General features: G+C 65.2%; 15 protein-coding genes. 14 read left to right on the plus strand and 1 reads right to left on the minus strand.

What is annotated here, in order from left to right:
* The first annotated feature begins 8 nt into the window (after nt 1-8).
* Genes PspTeo4_RS19360 through PspTeo4_RS19425 form a run of 14 tightly spaced genes read left to right on the plus strand, consistent with a single transcriptional unit; the run spans nt 9 to nt 13058 of the window.
* Nucleotides 9-263, plus strand: a complete 255-nt coding sequence (locus PspTeo4_RS19360) for an acyl carrier protein (RefSeq protein ID WP_322365520.1) — start codon at nt 9-11, stop codon at nt 261-263.
* A complete protein-coding gene (locus PspTeo4_RS19365) occupies nt 260-805 on the plus strand; it encodes a hypothetical protein (protein ID WP_322365521.1) in 546 nt (181 codons plus the stop codon). The genes PspTeo4_RS19360 and PspTeo4_RS19365 overlap by 4 nt, the downstream gene beginning before the upstream one ends.
* Nucleotides 802-2481: an AMP-binding protein gene (locus tag PspTeo4_RS19370; protein WP_322365522.1), complete on the plus strand. Its 1680-nt coding sequence runs from the start codon at nt 802-804 to the stop codon at nt 2479-2481. Before PspTeo4_RS19365 ends, PspTeo4_RS19370 begins: the two co-directional genes overlap by 4 nt.
* Nucleotides 2474-3208 (plus strand): glycosyltransferase family 2 protein, encoded by a 735-nt coding sequence (locus PspTeo4_RS19375; protein WP_322365523.1) that lies wholly within the window; start codon nt 2474-2476, stop codon nt 3206-3208. The genes PspTeo4_RS19370 and PspTeo4_RS19375 overlap by 8 nt, the downstream gene beginning before the upstream one ends.
* Nucleotides 3205-4143 carry a glycosyl transferase gene (locus PspTeo4_RS19380; RefSeq protein ID WP_322365524.1) on the plus strand — a complete coding sequence of 313 codons (939 nt, stop codon included), beginning with the start codon at nt 3205-3207 and terminating at the stop codon, nt 4141-4143. Before PspTeo4_RS19375 ends, PspTeo4_RS19380 begins: the two co-directional genes overlap by 4 nt.
* Nucleotides 4124-5668 (plus strand): aromatic amino acid ammonia-lyase, encoded by a 1545-nt coding sequence (locus PspTeo4_RS19385; RefSeq protein ID WP_322365525.1) that lies wholly within the window; start codon nt 4124-4126, stop codon nt 5666-5668. Before PspTeo4_RS19380 ends, PspTeo4_RS19385 begins: the two co-directional genes overlap by 20 nt.
* The gene (locus PspTeo4_RS19390) at nt 5661-6086 is read left to right on the plus strand and encodes an acyl-CoA thioesterase (protein WP_322365526.1); all 426 of its coding nucleotides are present in this window, start codon (nt 5661-5663) and stop codon (nt 6084-6086) included. The genes PspTeo4_RS19385 and PspTeo4_RS19390 overlap by 8 nt, the downstream gene beginning before the upstream one ends.
* Nucleotides 6083-6673 carry an outer membrane lipoprotein carrier protein LolA gene (locus PspTeo4_RS19395; protein WP_322365527.1) on the plus strand — a complete coding sequence of 197 codons (591 nt, stop codon included), beginning with the start codon at nt 6083-6085 and terminating at the stop codon, nt 6671-6673. Before PspTeo4_RS19390 ends, PspTeo4_RS19395 begins: the two co-directional genes overlap by 4 nt.
* Nucleotides 6663-8972, plus strand: coding sequence for an MMPL family transporter (locus PspTeo4_RS19400; protein WP_322365528.1), 2310 nt, complete (start codon nt 6663-6665; stop codon nt 8970-8972). The genes PspTeo4_RS19395 and PspTeo4_RS19400 overlap by 11 nt, the downstream gene beginning before the upstream one ends.
* The gene (locus PspTeo4_RS19405; RefSeq protein WP_322365529.1) at nt 8969-9454 is read left to right on the plus strand and encodes a DUF3261 domain-containing protein; all 486 of its coding nucleotides are present in this window, start codon (nt 8969-8971) and stop codon (nt 9452-9454) included. The genes PspTeo4_RS19400 and PspTeo4_RS19405 overlap by 4 nt, the downstream gene beginning before the upstream one ends.
* Nucleotides 9451-10644: a beta-ketoacyl-[acyl-carrier-protein] synthase family protein gene (locus PspTeo4_RS19410; protein ID WP_322365530.1), complete on the plus strand. Its 1194-nt coding sequence runs from the start codon at nt 9451-9453 to the stop codon at nt 10642-10644. Before PspTeo4_RS19405 ends, PspTeo4_RS19410 begins: the two co-directional genes overlap by 4 nt.
* Nucleotides 10641-11111 carry a hotdog family protein gene (locus tag PspTeo4_RS19415; protein WP_322365531.1) on the plus strand — a complete coding sequence of 157 codons (471 nt, stop codon included), beginning with the start codon at nt 10641-10643 and terminating at the stop codon, nt 11109-11111. Before PspTeo4_RS19410 ends, PspTeo4_RS19415 begins: the two co-directional genes overlap by 4 nt.
* Nucleotides 11104-11832 carry a 3-oxoacyl-ACP reductase FabG gene (gene fabG, locus PspTeo4_RS19420; RefSeq protein ID WP_322365532.1) on the plus strand — a complete coding sequence of 243 codons (729 nt, stop codon included), beginning with the start codon at nt 11104-11106 and terminating at the stop codon, nt 11830-11832. Before PspTeo4_RS19415 ends, fabG begins: the two co-directional genes overlap by 8 nt.
* A complete protein-coding gene (locus PspTeo4_RS19425) occupies nt 11832-13058 on the plus strand; it encodes a beta-ketoacyl-ACP synthase (protein WP_322365533.1) in 1227 nt (408 codons plus the stop codon). The genes fabG and PspTeo4_RS19425 overlap by 1 nt, the downstream gene beginning before the upstream one ends.
* A 206-nt stretch (nt 13059-13264) precedes the next feature.
* On the opposite strand, the gene PspTeo4_RS19430 is transcribed toward PspTeo4_RS19425, so the two are convergent.
* On the minus strand, nt 13265-14158 hold the full coding sequence (locus PspTeo4_RS19430; protein WP_322365534.1) for a LysR family transcriptional regulator: 894 nt from the start codon (nt 14156-14158) through the stop codon (nt 13265-13267).
* Between the last annotated feature and the right edge of the window lie 62 nt (nt 14159-14220).

A 14220-nucleotide genomic window follows, 5' to 3' on the forward strand; every position in this document is an offset into this window, starting at 1 on the left:
ACCGCACCATGCAAACCCGCGAAGACATCTTCAACACCCTGCGCGACGCCCTGGTCGAGCTGTTCGAACTGGACCCCGCCAGCATCAGCCTGACGTCTCACCTGTACGATGACCTGGAAATCGACAGCATCGATGCCATCGACCTGCTCGACCACATCAAGCGTCAGACCGGAAAGAAAATCGCCGCCGAAGACTTCAAGACCGTGCGCACCGTGAATGACGTGGTCGAAGCGGTGTACCGCCTGGTCAACACCGCGGCATGAAGCGCCTGATCGGCCTCGGCCTGCTGTTGGCCGGTGTGCTGTATCCGTTTGCGGTGCATTTCGGCATGGCCCACTTCGCCCCATGGCAGTTCGGCCTGCTGCTTGGTGCCCTGTGGCTGGCCCGTGCACTGAGCACGCCGCGTCGCCCAGGCGGCCTGTGGATGGCCTTGGCCGCACTGGCGTTCTGCGCAGCCCTTGGCCTGTCCGACAGCCCGCAACTGCTGCGCTGGTACCCGGTGCTGGTCAACGCCTTCATGCTTGCCCTGTTCGGCGTCAGCCTGTTGCAGGGCATGCCGTTGGTCGAGCGTCTGGCACGCCTGCAGGAGCCGCAGCTGCCACCGGCGGCCGTGCGCTACACACGCCAGGTAACGCAAGTGTGGTGCCTGTTTTTCGTGATCAACGGCCTGATCGCCGCCAGCCTGACCCTGTGGGCACCGCTGAGCTGGTGGACGCTGTACAACGGCGTGATCGCCTATGCCGCGATGGGGCTGTTGTTCGCGGTCGAATGGCTGGTAAGACAACGTGTGCGAGGACGCTCATGAACTGGATCAACCTCGAACACCTGCTGCAGCCGCTGGATGCGCCGCGCCAGGTGACCCAGAACCCAAGCCTGGACCACGCCGAACTGAGCCAGCAGGCCCTGCGCCTGGCCGGCGGCCTGCGCCAGCGTGGCGTGAAGCGCCTGGTCGTGCATCTGGAAGACGCTGCAGAACTGGCAGCTGCCTTGCTGGGTGCCTGGCGTGCAGGTGTCGAGGTATGGCTCCCAGCCGACCTGCAACCAGCCACCCGCGAGCGCTGGCACAGCCAGGTAGACCTGTGGCTTACCGACCAAGCCGGTGATGCAGACGTCACCTCCCTTTTGGACACCCCTCTGGCACCTGCCGAGCTGGACCTGGAGCATTGCCGCATCAGCCTATGCACGTCCGGCTCCAGCGGTGAACCCAAACGCATCGACAAGCAGCTTCGTCAGCTGGGCAATGAAGTCTTGGCCCTGGAGCAGCTGTGGGGCCATGCACTGGGCGACGCGTGGATCGTCGGCAGTGTCGCCACCCAGCACATCTACGGTTTGTTGTTCCGGGTGCTCTGGCCACTGTGTGCCGGGCGCGGCTTCGAACGACGCCAGTTGCCATTCCCCGAAGACCTGCAACGCGCCAGCCTCGCACATACGGCCTTTGCCTGGGTGGCCAGCCCGGCGCTGCTCAAGCGCATGGGCGACAACCTCGACTGGCCGGCCCTGAGCCAGGTCCGCCAGGTGTTCTCCTCCGGTGGCGAGTTGCCTGCGAACGCCGCCCAGCGCCTGCACCAGCATCTGGGTAAATGGCCGACGGAGATCCTCGGTAGCTCGGAAACGGGCGGTATCGCCTGGCGACAAGGTGCAGCACTGTGGCAGCCATTTGCTGGCGTACGCCTGAGTCAGGACAACCAAGGCGCGCTGTGCATCGCTTCGCCGTACCTGCCTGCAGGCCATGTCGAGCACAGTGCGGATGCCGTCGAGTTCGCCGAAGACGGGCGCTTCCACCTGCTCGGTCGCCTTGACCGCATCGTCAAACTGGAAGAAAAGCGTATTTCCCTGCCCATGCTCGAACAGGCGCTGTGTACTCACGCCTGGGTTGCCGAAGCCCGCCTGGGCATGGTCGAGCAAGGCCGCGCCTACCTCGCCGCGCTGGTCGTATTGACCCCCGCCGGCCTGCACGCATTGCGCAACAAGGGTCGCAAAGCCTTGGCCGAAGGCCTGCGCACGCACCTATCTGAACATTGCGAACCCATGGCCGTGCCACGCCGCTGGCGGCTGCTTCGGCAACTGCCACTAAATGCACAGGGCAAACTGCCTCAGGCCGACGTCCAGGCCCTGTTGCAGGCTCCGCGTAGCATGGCCCCGGAGGTACTGGACCAACGCCAGGAAGGTGACGAACTGCACCTGACCCTTTGCGTACCCCTGGACCTGGCCTGCTTTGCCGGCCACTTCCCGGAGGCCCCGGTGCTGCCGGGCGTTGTGCAGATCGACTGGGCCATCGCCTTGGCCAGCGAGCAACTGGTGCCCAACCACCGCTTCGCCGGCATGGAGGTGCTCAAGTTCCAGCATGTGGTGCGCCCTGGCGACGAACTGGCACTGAACCTGCGCTGGGACAAAGATCGCAGCAAGCTCTACTTCGCCTACAGTTGCGCCGGGCAGGCCTGTTCCAGTGGCCGTATCCTGATGGAGGCCACCTGTGCATAAGCCTTGCGCGGTGATCCCGGTGTACAACCACGAACTGGCCGTGCCCGCAGTGGTGGCCGACCTGCTGCGTGCGGGCCTGCCCTGCGTGCTGGTCGACGACGCCAGCCATGAGCCATGCGCCCAGGTGCTGCGCCAGCTGGCCCAGCAGCCTCAGGTGCACCTGGTCACGCTCACGACCAACCAGGGCAAGGGCGGCGCGGTCATGGCCGGGCTGCGTGAAGCCTCGCGGCTGGGGTTCAGCCATGCCTTGCAGGTGGACGCCGATGGCCAGCATGACCTGGCCGATGTCAGCCGCTTTCTCGAACAGTCGCAGGCTTATCCACAGGCGCTGGTGTGCGGTTATCCACAGTACGATGCCAGCGTGCCCAAGGGCCGCCTGTATGCCCGCTACCTGACCCATGTGTGGGTATGGATCAACAGCCTGTCGCTGCAGATACCGGACTCGATGTGCGGTTTTCGCGTCTACCCGCTGCCTGCCACCCTGGCGATGATCGACAGCGTCAGCCTCGGCCGACGCATGGACTTCGACCCCGAGATCCTCGTGCGCCTGTCGTGGCGCGACCAGCCGATGCGTTGGCTGCCGACCCGAGTCCACTACCCGCAGGACGGCCTCTCGCACTTTCGCCTGTTCCACGACAACGCCTTGATCTCGAAGATGCACGCCAAGCTGTTCTTCGGCATGCTGCTGCGCGCACCGCTGATTCTCTGGCGCAGGTGGCGCCGATGAGCATCCCGTCGCAACACTGGGCCGAGCAACAGGAGCGCGGCAGTTTCTGGCTGATGAAACTGACCGCCACCCTGGTGCGTCTGTGTGGCCGACGCGTGCTCAGCCCGCTGATACACATCATCGTGGCCTATTTCTTCGTGTTTGGCCGCCGCGCCCGGCGCAGTGCCTGGCAGTATCAGCAACGGCTGCATCGCTGGAGTGGCGGGCAAATCCCCGCACCCAGCCACTGGCAGGTGTTTCGCCAGTTCATGGCCTTCGCCGACGCCCTGCTGGACAAGCTCGACGTATGGAATGGCCGGCTGCGCATGGAAGACATCGATATCATCGACCCGGCTCACCTGCGCCAGCAATTGCGCGGCCAGCGTGGCCAGATGCTGGTAGGTGCGCACCTGGGCAACCTGGAAGTGTGCCGTGCCCTGGCTGAAATCGGCGAGCAGGTAACCATGAACGTGCTGGTCCACACGCGCCATGCCGAGCGCTTCAACCGCCTGCTGGGTGAAGCCGGTGCCACCAACCTGCGGCTGATTCAGGTCAGCGAACTGGACCCGGCGGTGATGCTGCAACTGTCCGAGCGCCTGGAGCGCGGCGAGTGGCTCGCCATCGCCGGGGACCGGGTACCGCTGCATGGCACACGCACGGTCGAGGTGGATTTTCTCGGCCACCCGGCGCCGTTTCCGCAAGGCCCCTGGTTGTTGGCCGGTTTGCTCGATTGCCCAGTCAACCTGCTGTTCTGCCTGAAGCACCAGGGCCGCTACCGCATCACCCTGGAGCCCTTCGCCGAGCGTCTGCAGTGGCGGCGCAACCAGCGTGACCAGGTGATTGCCCAATGGGCCTCGCGCTACGCCGAACGCCTGGGCCAGTACTGCACCCAGGCGCCCTTGCAGTGGTTCAACTTCTACCCCTTCTGGAAGACCGATGACGATGCATCCGCATGAACCTGTCACGTTCGGCGAATCGCCGCTGGCAATCGAGGACATCCTCGCCCTGGCCGAGCGCCGTGCCCCGGCACAGCTGCAGGACGACCCCGAGTACCGCGAGCGAATCGCCCGTGGCGCGCGTTTTCTGGACACGTTGCTGGACAAGGAAGGCGTGATCTACGGCGTCACCACCGGCTACGGCGACTCCTGCGTGGTGGCCGTGCCGCTGGAGCATGTGGAGGCTCTGCCGCAGCACCTGTACACCTTCCACGGTTGCGGCCTGGGCCGACTGCTGGACGCCCCCGCCACTCGCGCCGTGCTGGCCGCGCGCCTGCGTTCGCTGAGCCATGGTGTGTCGGGGGTGCGCCTGGAACTGCTCGAGCGCCTGCGCGACTTCCTCACCCACGACATCCTGCCGCTGATCCCCGAAGAAGGCTCGGTGGGCGCCAGCGGCGATCTGACCCCGCTGTCCTATGTCGCCGCCACCCTGTCTGGCGAGCGCGACGTGATGTACCAGGGCCAACGCCGCAGCAGTGCCGACGTGCACCGTGAACTGGGCTGGCAGCCCCTGGTGCTGCGGCCCAAGGAAGCCCTGGCGCTGATGAACGGCACCGCCGTGATGACCGGCCTGGCCTGCCTGGCGTTCGCCCGTGCCGACTACCTGCTGAAACTGGCCACGCGCATCACCGCGCTCAACGTCATTGGCCTGCAAGGCAACCCGGAACATTTCGACGAGCGCCTGTTCGCCGCCAAGCCACACCCAGGCCAGATGCAGGTAGCCGCCTGGCTGCGCCAGGACCTTGCCATCGACGCCCCGCTACCGCCCCTGCACCGCCTGCAGGACCGCTACTCGCTGCGCTGCGCGCCCCATGTACTGGGCGTATTGGCCGACAGCCTGGGCTGGCTGCGTGGTTTCATCGAAACCGAACTGAACAGCGCCAACGACAACCCGATCATCGACGGCGACGCCGAGCGGGTGCTGCATGGCGGGCACTTCTATGGCGGCCACATCGCCTTCGCCATGGACAGCCTCAAGACCCTGGTAGCCAACGTCGCCGACCTGCTCGACCGCCAGCTCGCATTGCTGGTGGACGTACGCTACAACCATGGCCTGCCGAGCAACCTCTCCGGTGCCGAGGCCGACCGGGCGATGCTCAATCACGGCTTCAAGGCCGTGCAGATCGGCGCCAGCGCCTGGACCGCCGAGGCCCTCAAGCTGACCATGCCGGCCAGCGTTTTCTCGCGTTCCACCGAGTGCCACAACCAGGACAAGGTGAGCATGGGCACCATTGCCGCCCGTGACGCCCTGCGGGTACTGGAACTGACCGAACAGGTTGCCGCCGCGGCTTTGCTGGCCGCCAACCAGGGCGTCTGGCTGCGCGCTCGTCAGGCCGATGCGCGGCCCTTGCCACCCGCCCTGGCACAGATGCATGAGGCCCTGTCGGCGGAGTTCGCCCCGGTCATCGAAGACCGTGCCCTGGAAAACGACCTGCGCCTGTGTCTGCAACGCATTGGCCAGCGCCACTGGAGGCTGCATGCGTAACCCCGGCGTCTTCCATGTCGACAGTGAAATCGTCGTGCCCTTCTTCGACGTCGACAGCATGCACATCGTCTGGCACGGCCACTACGTGAAGTACCTGGAAGTGGCCCGCTGCGCGCTGCTCGACCGGCTCGAGCACAACTACCTGCAAATGCATGCCAGCGGCTACATCTGGCCGGTGATCGACCTGCAATTGCGCTACATCCGCGGCGCCACCTTCGGCCAGCGCCTGAAGGTGCGGGCCAGCCTGGTGGAGTGGGAAAACCGCCTGAAGATCCACTACCTGATCAGCGATGCCGAGACCGGCGAGCGCATGACTCGCGCCAGCACCGTGCAGGTTGCCGTGCAGGTGGAAAGCGGCGAGATGCAACTGGCATCGCCGCAGGTGATGCTCGATGCGGTTGCCAAGGTGCTTTCATGAGCCGACTCGCCGCCCTCATCCTGCTGTTCATCAGCCCCCTGACATTCGCATTCAGCCTGGACGACCTGCAAAAGCAGCTTAGCGAGCCAGCAGTGGTCAAAGGCCCGTTCATCCAGGAAAAACACCTGCGTGCCCTGCCCCAGCCCCTGCTGAGCAAAGGCAACTTCATCCTGGCCCGCGACCATGGCCTGCTGTGGCTGCTGCAAACTCCGCTGCGCCAGGACTACCGCATCCGCGCCGACGGTATCGCCCGCCGCGACCCGAGCGGCTGGCAAACGCTGCCTGGCCGCAGTGCTGGCGCCGAACAAAACCGGCTGTTCTTCGCCGTGCTGCAAGGCGACAGCAGTGGCCTGCAACGCGATTTCGAGCTGAGCCTTTCGGGCGATGCCGCGCACTGGAAATTGCACCTCACACCTCGCTCGCTGCTGCTCAAGCAGGTGTTCACCGCCATCGACATCAGCGGCGGCCAGTTCGTCGAACGCATCGAACTGCGCGAGACCCAAGGCGACAGCACCGTGCTGCGCATGCCCGAAAGCAGCGCCGAGGCAGCCCTGAGCGACACGGAGCGCAGCGATTTTGCCGACTGAACGCCTGCTGCCACGCCTGTTCCTGGGGTTGTTGCTGGTCATGCTCGCGGTGGCCGGCTGGCAATGGCATCGTGGCGCGCCGTTGTCAGCCGACCTGATGACACTGGTGCCTGGCGCCACCCAGGACCCTCTGGTCAAACGCGCGGAACTGCGCATCCAGGAACCGCTCAACCGCGAACTGCTGGTGCTGGTAGGCCACGTCGACCGCCAGCAAGCGCTGACCCTCACCGAGCACCTGGCCGCACAGTGGCAAGCCAGCGGGCTGTTCAGCAAGGTGCAGTGGAACCTGCAGACCGACCTCGCCGCCGTGCGTGAACAACTGCTGCAAGGGCGGCTGGCCATGCTGTCAGCCCACGACCGCCAGCAACTGCGCGAGCAACCCGAGGCCTTCATCGAACAACGCGTGCAAAGCCTGTTCGACCCCTTCACCGGCTTCAGCCTGGTACCCAGCCAGAATGACTGGCTCGGCCTGACCGGGCGAATCCAGGCCAGCCAGCCCAAACCCGCGAACGTAGAACTGGACACCGCCAGCGGCGCGCTTATCGCCAGCGCCGAGGGCCAGCACTGGGTGCTGCTGCGCGCGCGCACCGACGGCAACGCCTTCGACCTGAACCTGCCCCTGCAAGTGGCCGACCTGCTTGCCAGGAGTCGCCAACAAGCCGAGCAAGCCGGCGCCCAACTGGTTGCCGCCAGTGGCCTGCTCTATGCCGCCGCTGGCCAACAACAGGCAAGCCGTGAAATTACCTGGGTAGGTGGCGGTGCGACCCTCGCCATTCTGCTGTTGCTGCTGCTGGCGTTTCGGCGCTGGCGGGTGCTGCTGGCCTTCGCGCCCGTGTTGGTGGGTGTGCTGTTCGGGTCTGTGGTTTGCGTGGCGTTGTTCGGCCAGATTCATGTCATGACCTTGGTGCTGGGTTCGAGCCTGATTGGCGTGGCCGTGGACTATCCCCTGCACTACCTGTCCAAGAGCTGGAGCCTGAAACCCTGGCGCAGCTGGCCTGCCCTGCGCCTGACGCTTCCGGGCTTGAGCCTGAGCCTGGTGACCAGTTGCATCGGCTACCTGGCCCTGGCGTTCACCCCCTTTCCGGCGCTGACCCAGATCGCCGCCTTTTCCGCCGCTGGCCTGGTCGGTGCCTACCTGTGCGCAGTCTGCCTGCTGCCGGCCCTGCTCAGGGGCGTGGAGCTGCGCCCGGCGCACTGGCCGCTGGGTGTTGCCGAAACCCTCACACGCTGGCGTGAACGCCTCTTGCGCAAAGTGCCCAGCGCCGCGCTGCTGGCCTTGCTGATGCTGTTTTGCGCCGCAGGCCTATGGCAACTGGACAGCCGCAACGACATACGCCAGTGGGTCAGCAGCCCACCGCAATTGTTGGAGCAAGCTCAGGCGGTGGCGCGAATCACCGGTTACCAACCCACCAGCCAGTTCTACCTGGTACGCGGCACCGATCAGCAACAACTGCTCGACCGCCTGGGTGCGCTGTCCGGCAAGCTCGATGAACTGGTCGAGCTGGGCAAACTCAAAGGCTACATGAGCCTGAACCAGATCGTCGCCAGCCCGGCTGAACAATTGCAGACTCAACAGGCACTGAGTGCCCTGCGCGAGCATTGGCAGCCGTTGGTGGCCCTGGGTGTACCGCAAGCGGCGCTGGACAGCGAACTTGAGCAGTTGCGCCTGCTACCCGCTGTGACCGTCGAACAGGTGCTGGCAGGGCCATTGGGCGAAGCCTGGCGCCCACTGTGGTTGGGACAGACCGACTCGGGCGTAGCCGCTATCGTCAGCCTGCAAGGCTTAAACGATACCGCGCTGCTGCGCCTGCAGACCGATGATCTGGACGGTGTGCAACTGGTGGACCGGCTAGGCGAGCTGAACCAGCTGTTCGCCGCCACCCAGCTCAGCGCTGCCGAACTCAAGCTGTTCTCCTGCGCGCTGATTCTACTGTTGCTGGTGCTGCCCTTCGGCCTGCGCGGTGCCCTGCGCATCGTTGCCCTGCCACTGCTGGCAGCCTTGTGCAGCCTTGCCTGCCTGGGCTGGCTGGGCCAACCGCTGACCTTGTTCAGCCTGTTCGGCCTGTTACTGGTCACCGCCATCAGCGTCGATTACGCGATCCTCATGCATGAGCAGATCGGCGGTGCTGCTGTGAGCCTGCTGGGCACGCTGCTGGCGGCCCTCACTACCTGGCTTTCGTTCGGCCTGCTGGCCCTTTCCAGCACACCCGCCGTGAGCAATTTCGGCTTGGCGGTAAGCTTGGGCCTGGTCTTCAGTTTCATTCTGGCCCCTTGGGCCAGGCCCTTGGAGAGCCCATGAAGCACCTGCTGCTGATCACCCTTTGCGTGCTGCTGGGCGCTTGCGCCGCACACCCGCCGCTGCCCACACAGCTCCCGACACTCGACCTGCCGCAACAGCTGCACGTCCAGCGCGAACAGGCCGGACAGCAGCAGGACTGGCTACTGGTGATTCAGCGTGAAAACGGCCATTTGCGCTGGTCACTGCTCGACCTGCTCGGCATTCCCCAGGCCCGCCAGTTGCTCGATGGCCAGCACTGGCAAGCGGACGGCTTGCTCCCGCCCAACCCGGCTGCGCGTGAACTGTTCGCCGCCGTACTCTTCGCCCTGACACCCGCCGACCAGTTGCAGGCGCTCTACCCCAACGCCCGCCAGCAGCACGGGCAACGCTGGCTGCAAGACCGCTGGCATGTCCGCTATCGAGACACCGACGGATTCGACTTGAACCTCGGTGAAGGCCTGCGCTATGTAGTTGCCCCTATGCCCAGCGAGAACACGCCATGACTGCCTACCTCAACGCCTTGGGCGTAGTCTGCGCTCTGGGCCAGGACCAGACCGAAGTCGCCGCCCGCCTGTTCGCCGGCGACTGCTCAGGGATGCAGCCCCAGGAAGGCTGGATCCCCGAGCGCAGCCCTGCCGTCGGTGCGGCGCCAGGCGCATTGCCTGCGTTGCCCTTGCCGGAACAGCACAGCCGCAACAACCAGTTGCTGTACAGCGCGGCCCTGCAGATCGAGCCGGCTATTCGCCAAGCCATCGCCCGCCATGGTGCACACCGCGTCGCGGTCATTCTGGGCACCAGCACATCCGGCATCGCCGAGGCCAGCGAAGGCATCGCCCAGTACCTTCAGCAACAGCAATTTCCGGACAGCTACCGCTACGCGCAGCAGGAGCTGAGCGCACCGGCCAACTTCCTGGCCGACTGGCTGCAACTGAGCGGCCCGGCCTACGTGATTTCCACCGCTTGCACTTCCAGCGGTCGGGCCTTGGCAAGCGCACGCCGACTACTGGAGCTGGGTGTTTGCGATGCGGTACTGTGCGGCGGCGTCGACAGCCTGTGCGGGTTTACCCTCAACGGTTTCAGCGCCCTGGAAGCGGTCAGTGAGCAGCGCTGCAACCCGTTCTCGATCAACCGCAACGGCATCAACATCGGTGAAGCCGCAGCGCTGTTTCTGATGACCCGTGAGGCCAACGGCGAGGGCCCCTCCATCGCGCTGCTCGGTGCCGGCGCCAGCTCCGATGCCCACCACATCTCGGCGCCAGACCCGACCGGCGGCGGTGCCTTGCAGTGCATGGCCAAAGCCTTGGACAATGCAGGCCTTACGCCTGCGCAAATCGACTACCTCAACCTGCATGGCACCGCCACGGTGCATAATGACGCCATGGAGAGCCTGGCCGTCAGCGCACTGTTCGGCGCCAGCCTGCCGTGCTCGTCGAGCAAGCCCATGACCGGCCACACCTTGGGTGCCGCTGGCGCGCTCGAGGCGGCGTTCTGCTGGCTGACGTTGAGCGGGCACAACCCTGGCGGGCTGTTGCCGCCACACGTGTGGGATGGGCAGCACGACCCTGAGCTGGCGGAGCTGAACCTGGTCGACGGTGAGCAGCGCTTGCCACTGCAGCGCCCACGCCGTTTGATGAGCAACTCGTTCGCCTTCGGCGGCAACAATGTCAGCCTGATTCTCGGAGACACCCCATGATCCCCTGGCCACTGGCCGAACTGCTGCCCCACGCTGGCGACATGATTCTGATCGACCAGATCGACAGCTGCGACGAGGAACAGATCCACGCCCGTGCCACCGTGCGCCAGGGCGGCCTGTTCAATCGCGCCGACGGCAGTCTGCCGGCCTGGTTCGGGGTCGAACTGATGGCCCAGACGGTGGCCGCCTTCGCCGGGTGCCGAGCACGTCGCCAAGGTCAACCGGTGGAGCTGGGCTTCCTGCTCGGCACCCGCAAATACAGCTGTGATGTCGAACACTTTCCCGCAGGCACCGAGCTGCAGCTTCACGCCTCGCGTTCGCTGGAAGACGAAAATGGCATGGGCGTGTTCGAATGCCACCTGCGCGGCCCGGGTATCCACGCCACCGCCCGCCTGAATGTCTATCGCCCGCCGCAACCCGCCAGTTACCTGGCCGAGGCAGGCCCTGAGGAGTCACCCCATGACTGACACCATCCTGGTCACAGGCTCCAGCCGCGGCATCGGCCGGGCCATCGCCCTGCGTCTGGCTCGCTCAGGCTACGACCTGGTACTGCATTGCCGCAGTGGCCGTGCCGAAGTCGACGCGGTCGCCGCCGAAGTCCGGGCACTGGGCCAGCAGGCACGGGTACTGCAGTTCGACGTGGCGGACCGCACTGCCTGCAAAACCATCCTGGAAGACGATGTCGAAACCCACGGCGCCTACTACGGCGTGGTGTGCAACGCCGGGCTGACCCGCGACGGTGCGTTCCCGGCACTTACCGATGAAGATTGGGACCAGGTCATGCGTACCAACCTGGATGGTTTCTACAACGTTCTGCACCCATTGATGATGCCGATGATCCGCCGCCGCGCGCCGGGACGTATCGTCTGCATCACCTCGGTATCGGGGTTGATCGGCAACCGGGGCCAGGTCAACTACAGCGCCTCGAAGGCCGGCGTTATCGGCGCCGCCAAAGCCCTGGCCATCGAGCTGGGCAAGCGTCGCATCACCGTCAACTGCGTAGCCCCCGGCCTGATCGACACGGCCATGCTCGACGAGCATGTGCCCGTCGAAGAGCTGCTCAAGATGATTCCCGCCGGACGCATGGGCACCCCCGAGGAAGTGGCCGGCGCGGTGAATTTCCTGATGTCGCCAGAAGCCGCCTACATCACCCGCCAGGTGCTGGCGGTCAACGGAGGGCTGTGCTGATGCGCCGTGTCGTGGTCACCGGCATGGCCGGCATCACCGCCCTGGGCAACGACTGGGCAACCATCGCCGGGCATTTCGCCAACCAGCGCAGCGGCATTCGCCGCATGCACGAATGGGACAGATACGAGGAACTCAACACCCGTCTGGCTGGCCCCATCGATGATTTCACCGTGCCCCGCCACTGGACCCGCAAGCAGCTGCGCAGCATGGGCCGCGTCTCTCGTCTGGCGGTTGCCGCTGCCGAGCGCGCGCTGGCCGACGCCGGGCTGCTCGACGACCCGAGCATCCGCGACGGTCGCATGGGCGTGGCCTGTGGCTCGTCAACCGGCAGCACCGACGAGATCAAGACCTTCGGCAACATGCTGATGAACGCGGTGGCCGATGGCCTGAACGCCAACTCCTACGTGCGCATGATGCCGCACACCACCGCCGCCAATATCAGCATCTTCTTCGGCCTCACCGGGCGCCTGATCCCCACCTCCAGCGCCTGCACCAGCGGCAGCCAGGGCGTCGGCTACGCCTATGAGGCGATCAAGTACGGTCGCCTGCCGATGATGCTCGCCGGCGGCGCCGAAGAGCTGTGCCCCACCGAAGCCATGGTGTTCGATGCGCTGTACGCCACCAGCCTGAAGAACGACACCCCGCACCTGACCCCACGGCCCTATGACATCGACCGCGATGGCCTGGTCATCGGCGAAGGCGGTGGCATGCTGGTGCTCGAAGAGCTGGAGCATGCCCTGGCTCGCGGGGCCAGGATCCATGCCGAGGTGGTTGGCTTCGGCAGCAATGCAGACGGCCAGCACATCACCCGACCCGAGCAGGTCACCATGCGCCGGGCCATGGAACTGGCGCTGGAAGATGCCGGCCTGGCCCCCGAAGCCATCGGTTACGTCAACGGCCACGGCACTGCCACCGAACAAGGCGACATCGCCGAGACCCTGGCCACCAGCAGCCTGTTCGGGCCACGCATGCCCATCAGTTCGCAGAAGAGTTTCCTCGGCCACACCCTTGGCGCCTGCGGCGCGTTGGAATCGTGGTTCAGCATCGAAATGATGAACAGCGACCGCTACGTGCACACCCTCAACCTCGACCAGGTCGACCCGCGCTGTGGCGAGCTGGATTACCTGACCGGCAGTTTGCGCGCCATGAGCCACGAGTACGTGATGAACAACAACTTTGCCTTTGGTGGGGTCAACACGTCGCTCATTTTCCGGCGCTGGGCCTGACCATCGCCGGCAAGCCGGCTCCCACAGGTAGTGCAGTGATCTCAAGATCAGCGCGGCCCATGTGGGAGATACTGTCTTGTGCTGCCTGTACCGGCCTCATCGCCGGCAAGCCGGCTCCCACGGGTATTGCAGTGATCTCAAGATCAGCGCGGTCCATGTGGGAGCCGGCTTGCCGGCGATCGAGGGCAACGCCCTCGCCCCACCGCTCACCCCATCACCAACCCCGTCAGCAGCTCGGCAAACGCCTTGGCCATCGCCGAACCACCACGCTCACGCTGTACCAACCAGACCGCGCTCATCGCGCCCTCGTCCAGCAGGGTGCGATACACCACGCCCTCGATCTGCATGCGCTGGAATGACGCCGGCAACACCGACACCCCCAACCCCGCCGACACCAGCCCGATGATGGTCATCGCCTCCCCCGCCTCCTGGGCAAAGTGCGGGCTGAACCCAGCTTCACGCGCCAGGTTCAACAACTGCGCATGCAGGCCACTGCCATAACTGCGCGGGAAGAACACGAACGGCTCATGGGCCAGGGCCGCCATGTACACCCCCTGCTCGGTACCAACGGCCAGCGGGTGCGACGCGTTGATCACCGCCACCAATGGTTCTCGAAACAGCTCGGTGGCCACCAGCCCCTCTGGCAAAGGCATCGGACGCATCAGACCAACTTCGATGGACTCGTCGAACACCCCTTCGGCGACATCGCGGCTGCTCATTTCCTTCAGGTTCAGGTGCACCGCCGGAAAACGCTGGCGAAAGGCGTGGATGGCCTTTGGAATCTTCGACGTGAATGGCGCCGACGAAGTGAAACCGATCTTCATCTCGCCCAACTCACCCAGTTGTGCCCGACGCGCCACATCGGCTGCCTTCTCCACCTGGGCCAATACCTGGCGGGCCTCTTCAAGGAACAGGCGCCCGGCTTCGCTCAGCTCGACACGGCGGTTGGTACGCTCGAACAGACGCGCGCCCAGCTCAAGCTCCAATGCCTGTATCTGCTGGCTCAGCGGAGGCTGGGAAATACCCAGTTGCTGGGCCGCCCGGCCAAAGTGCAATTCCTCGGCCACGGCTATGAAGTAACGCAGATGGCGCAGTTCCATGACAGGCTCCAATCAAGTCGCAAAACATCTCAAATAGGTCGAACAATATATTGGATCTAATC

The organism is Pseudomonas sp. Teo4, from assembly GCF_034387475.1.
Classification (GTDB): domain Bacteria; phylum Pseudomonadota; class Gammaproteobacteria; order Pseudomonadales; family Pseudomonadaceae; genus Aquipseudomonas.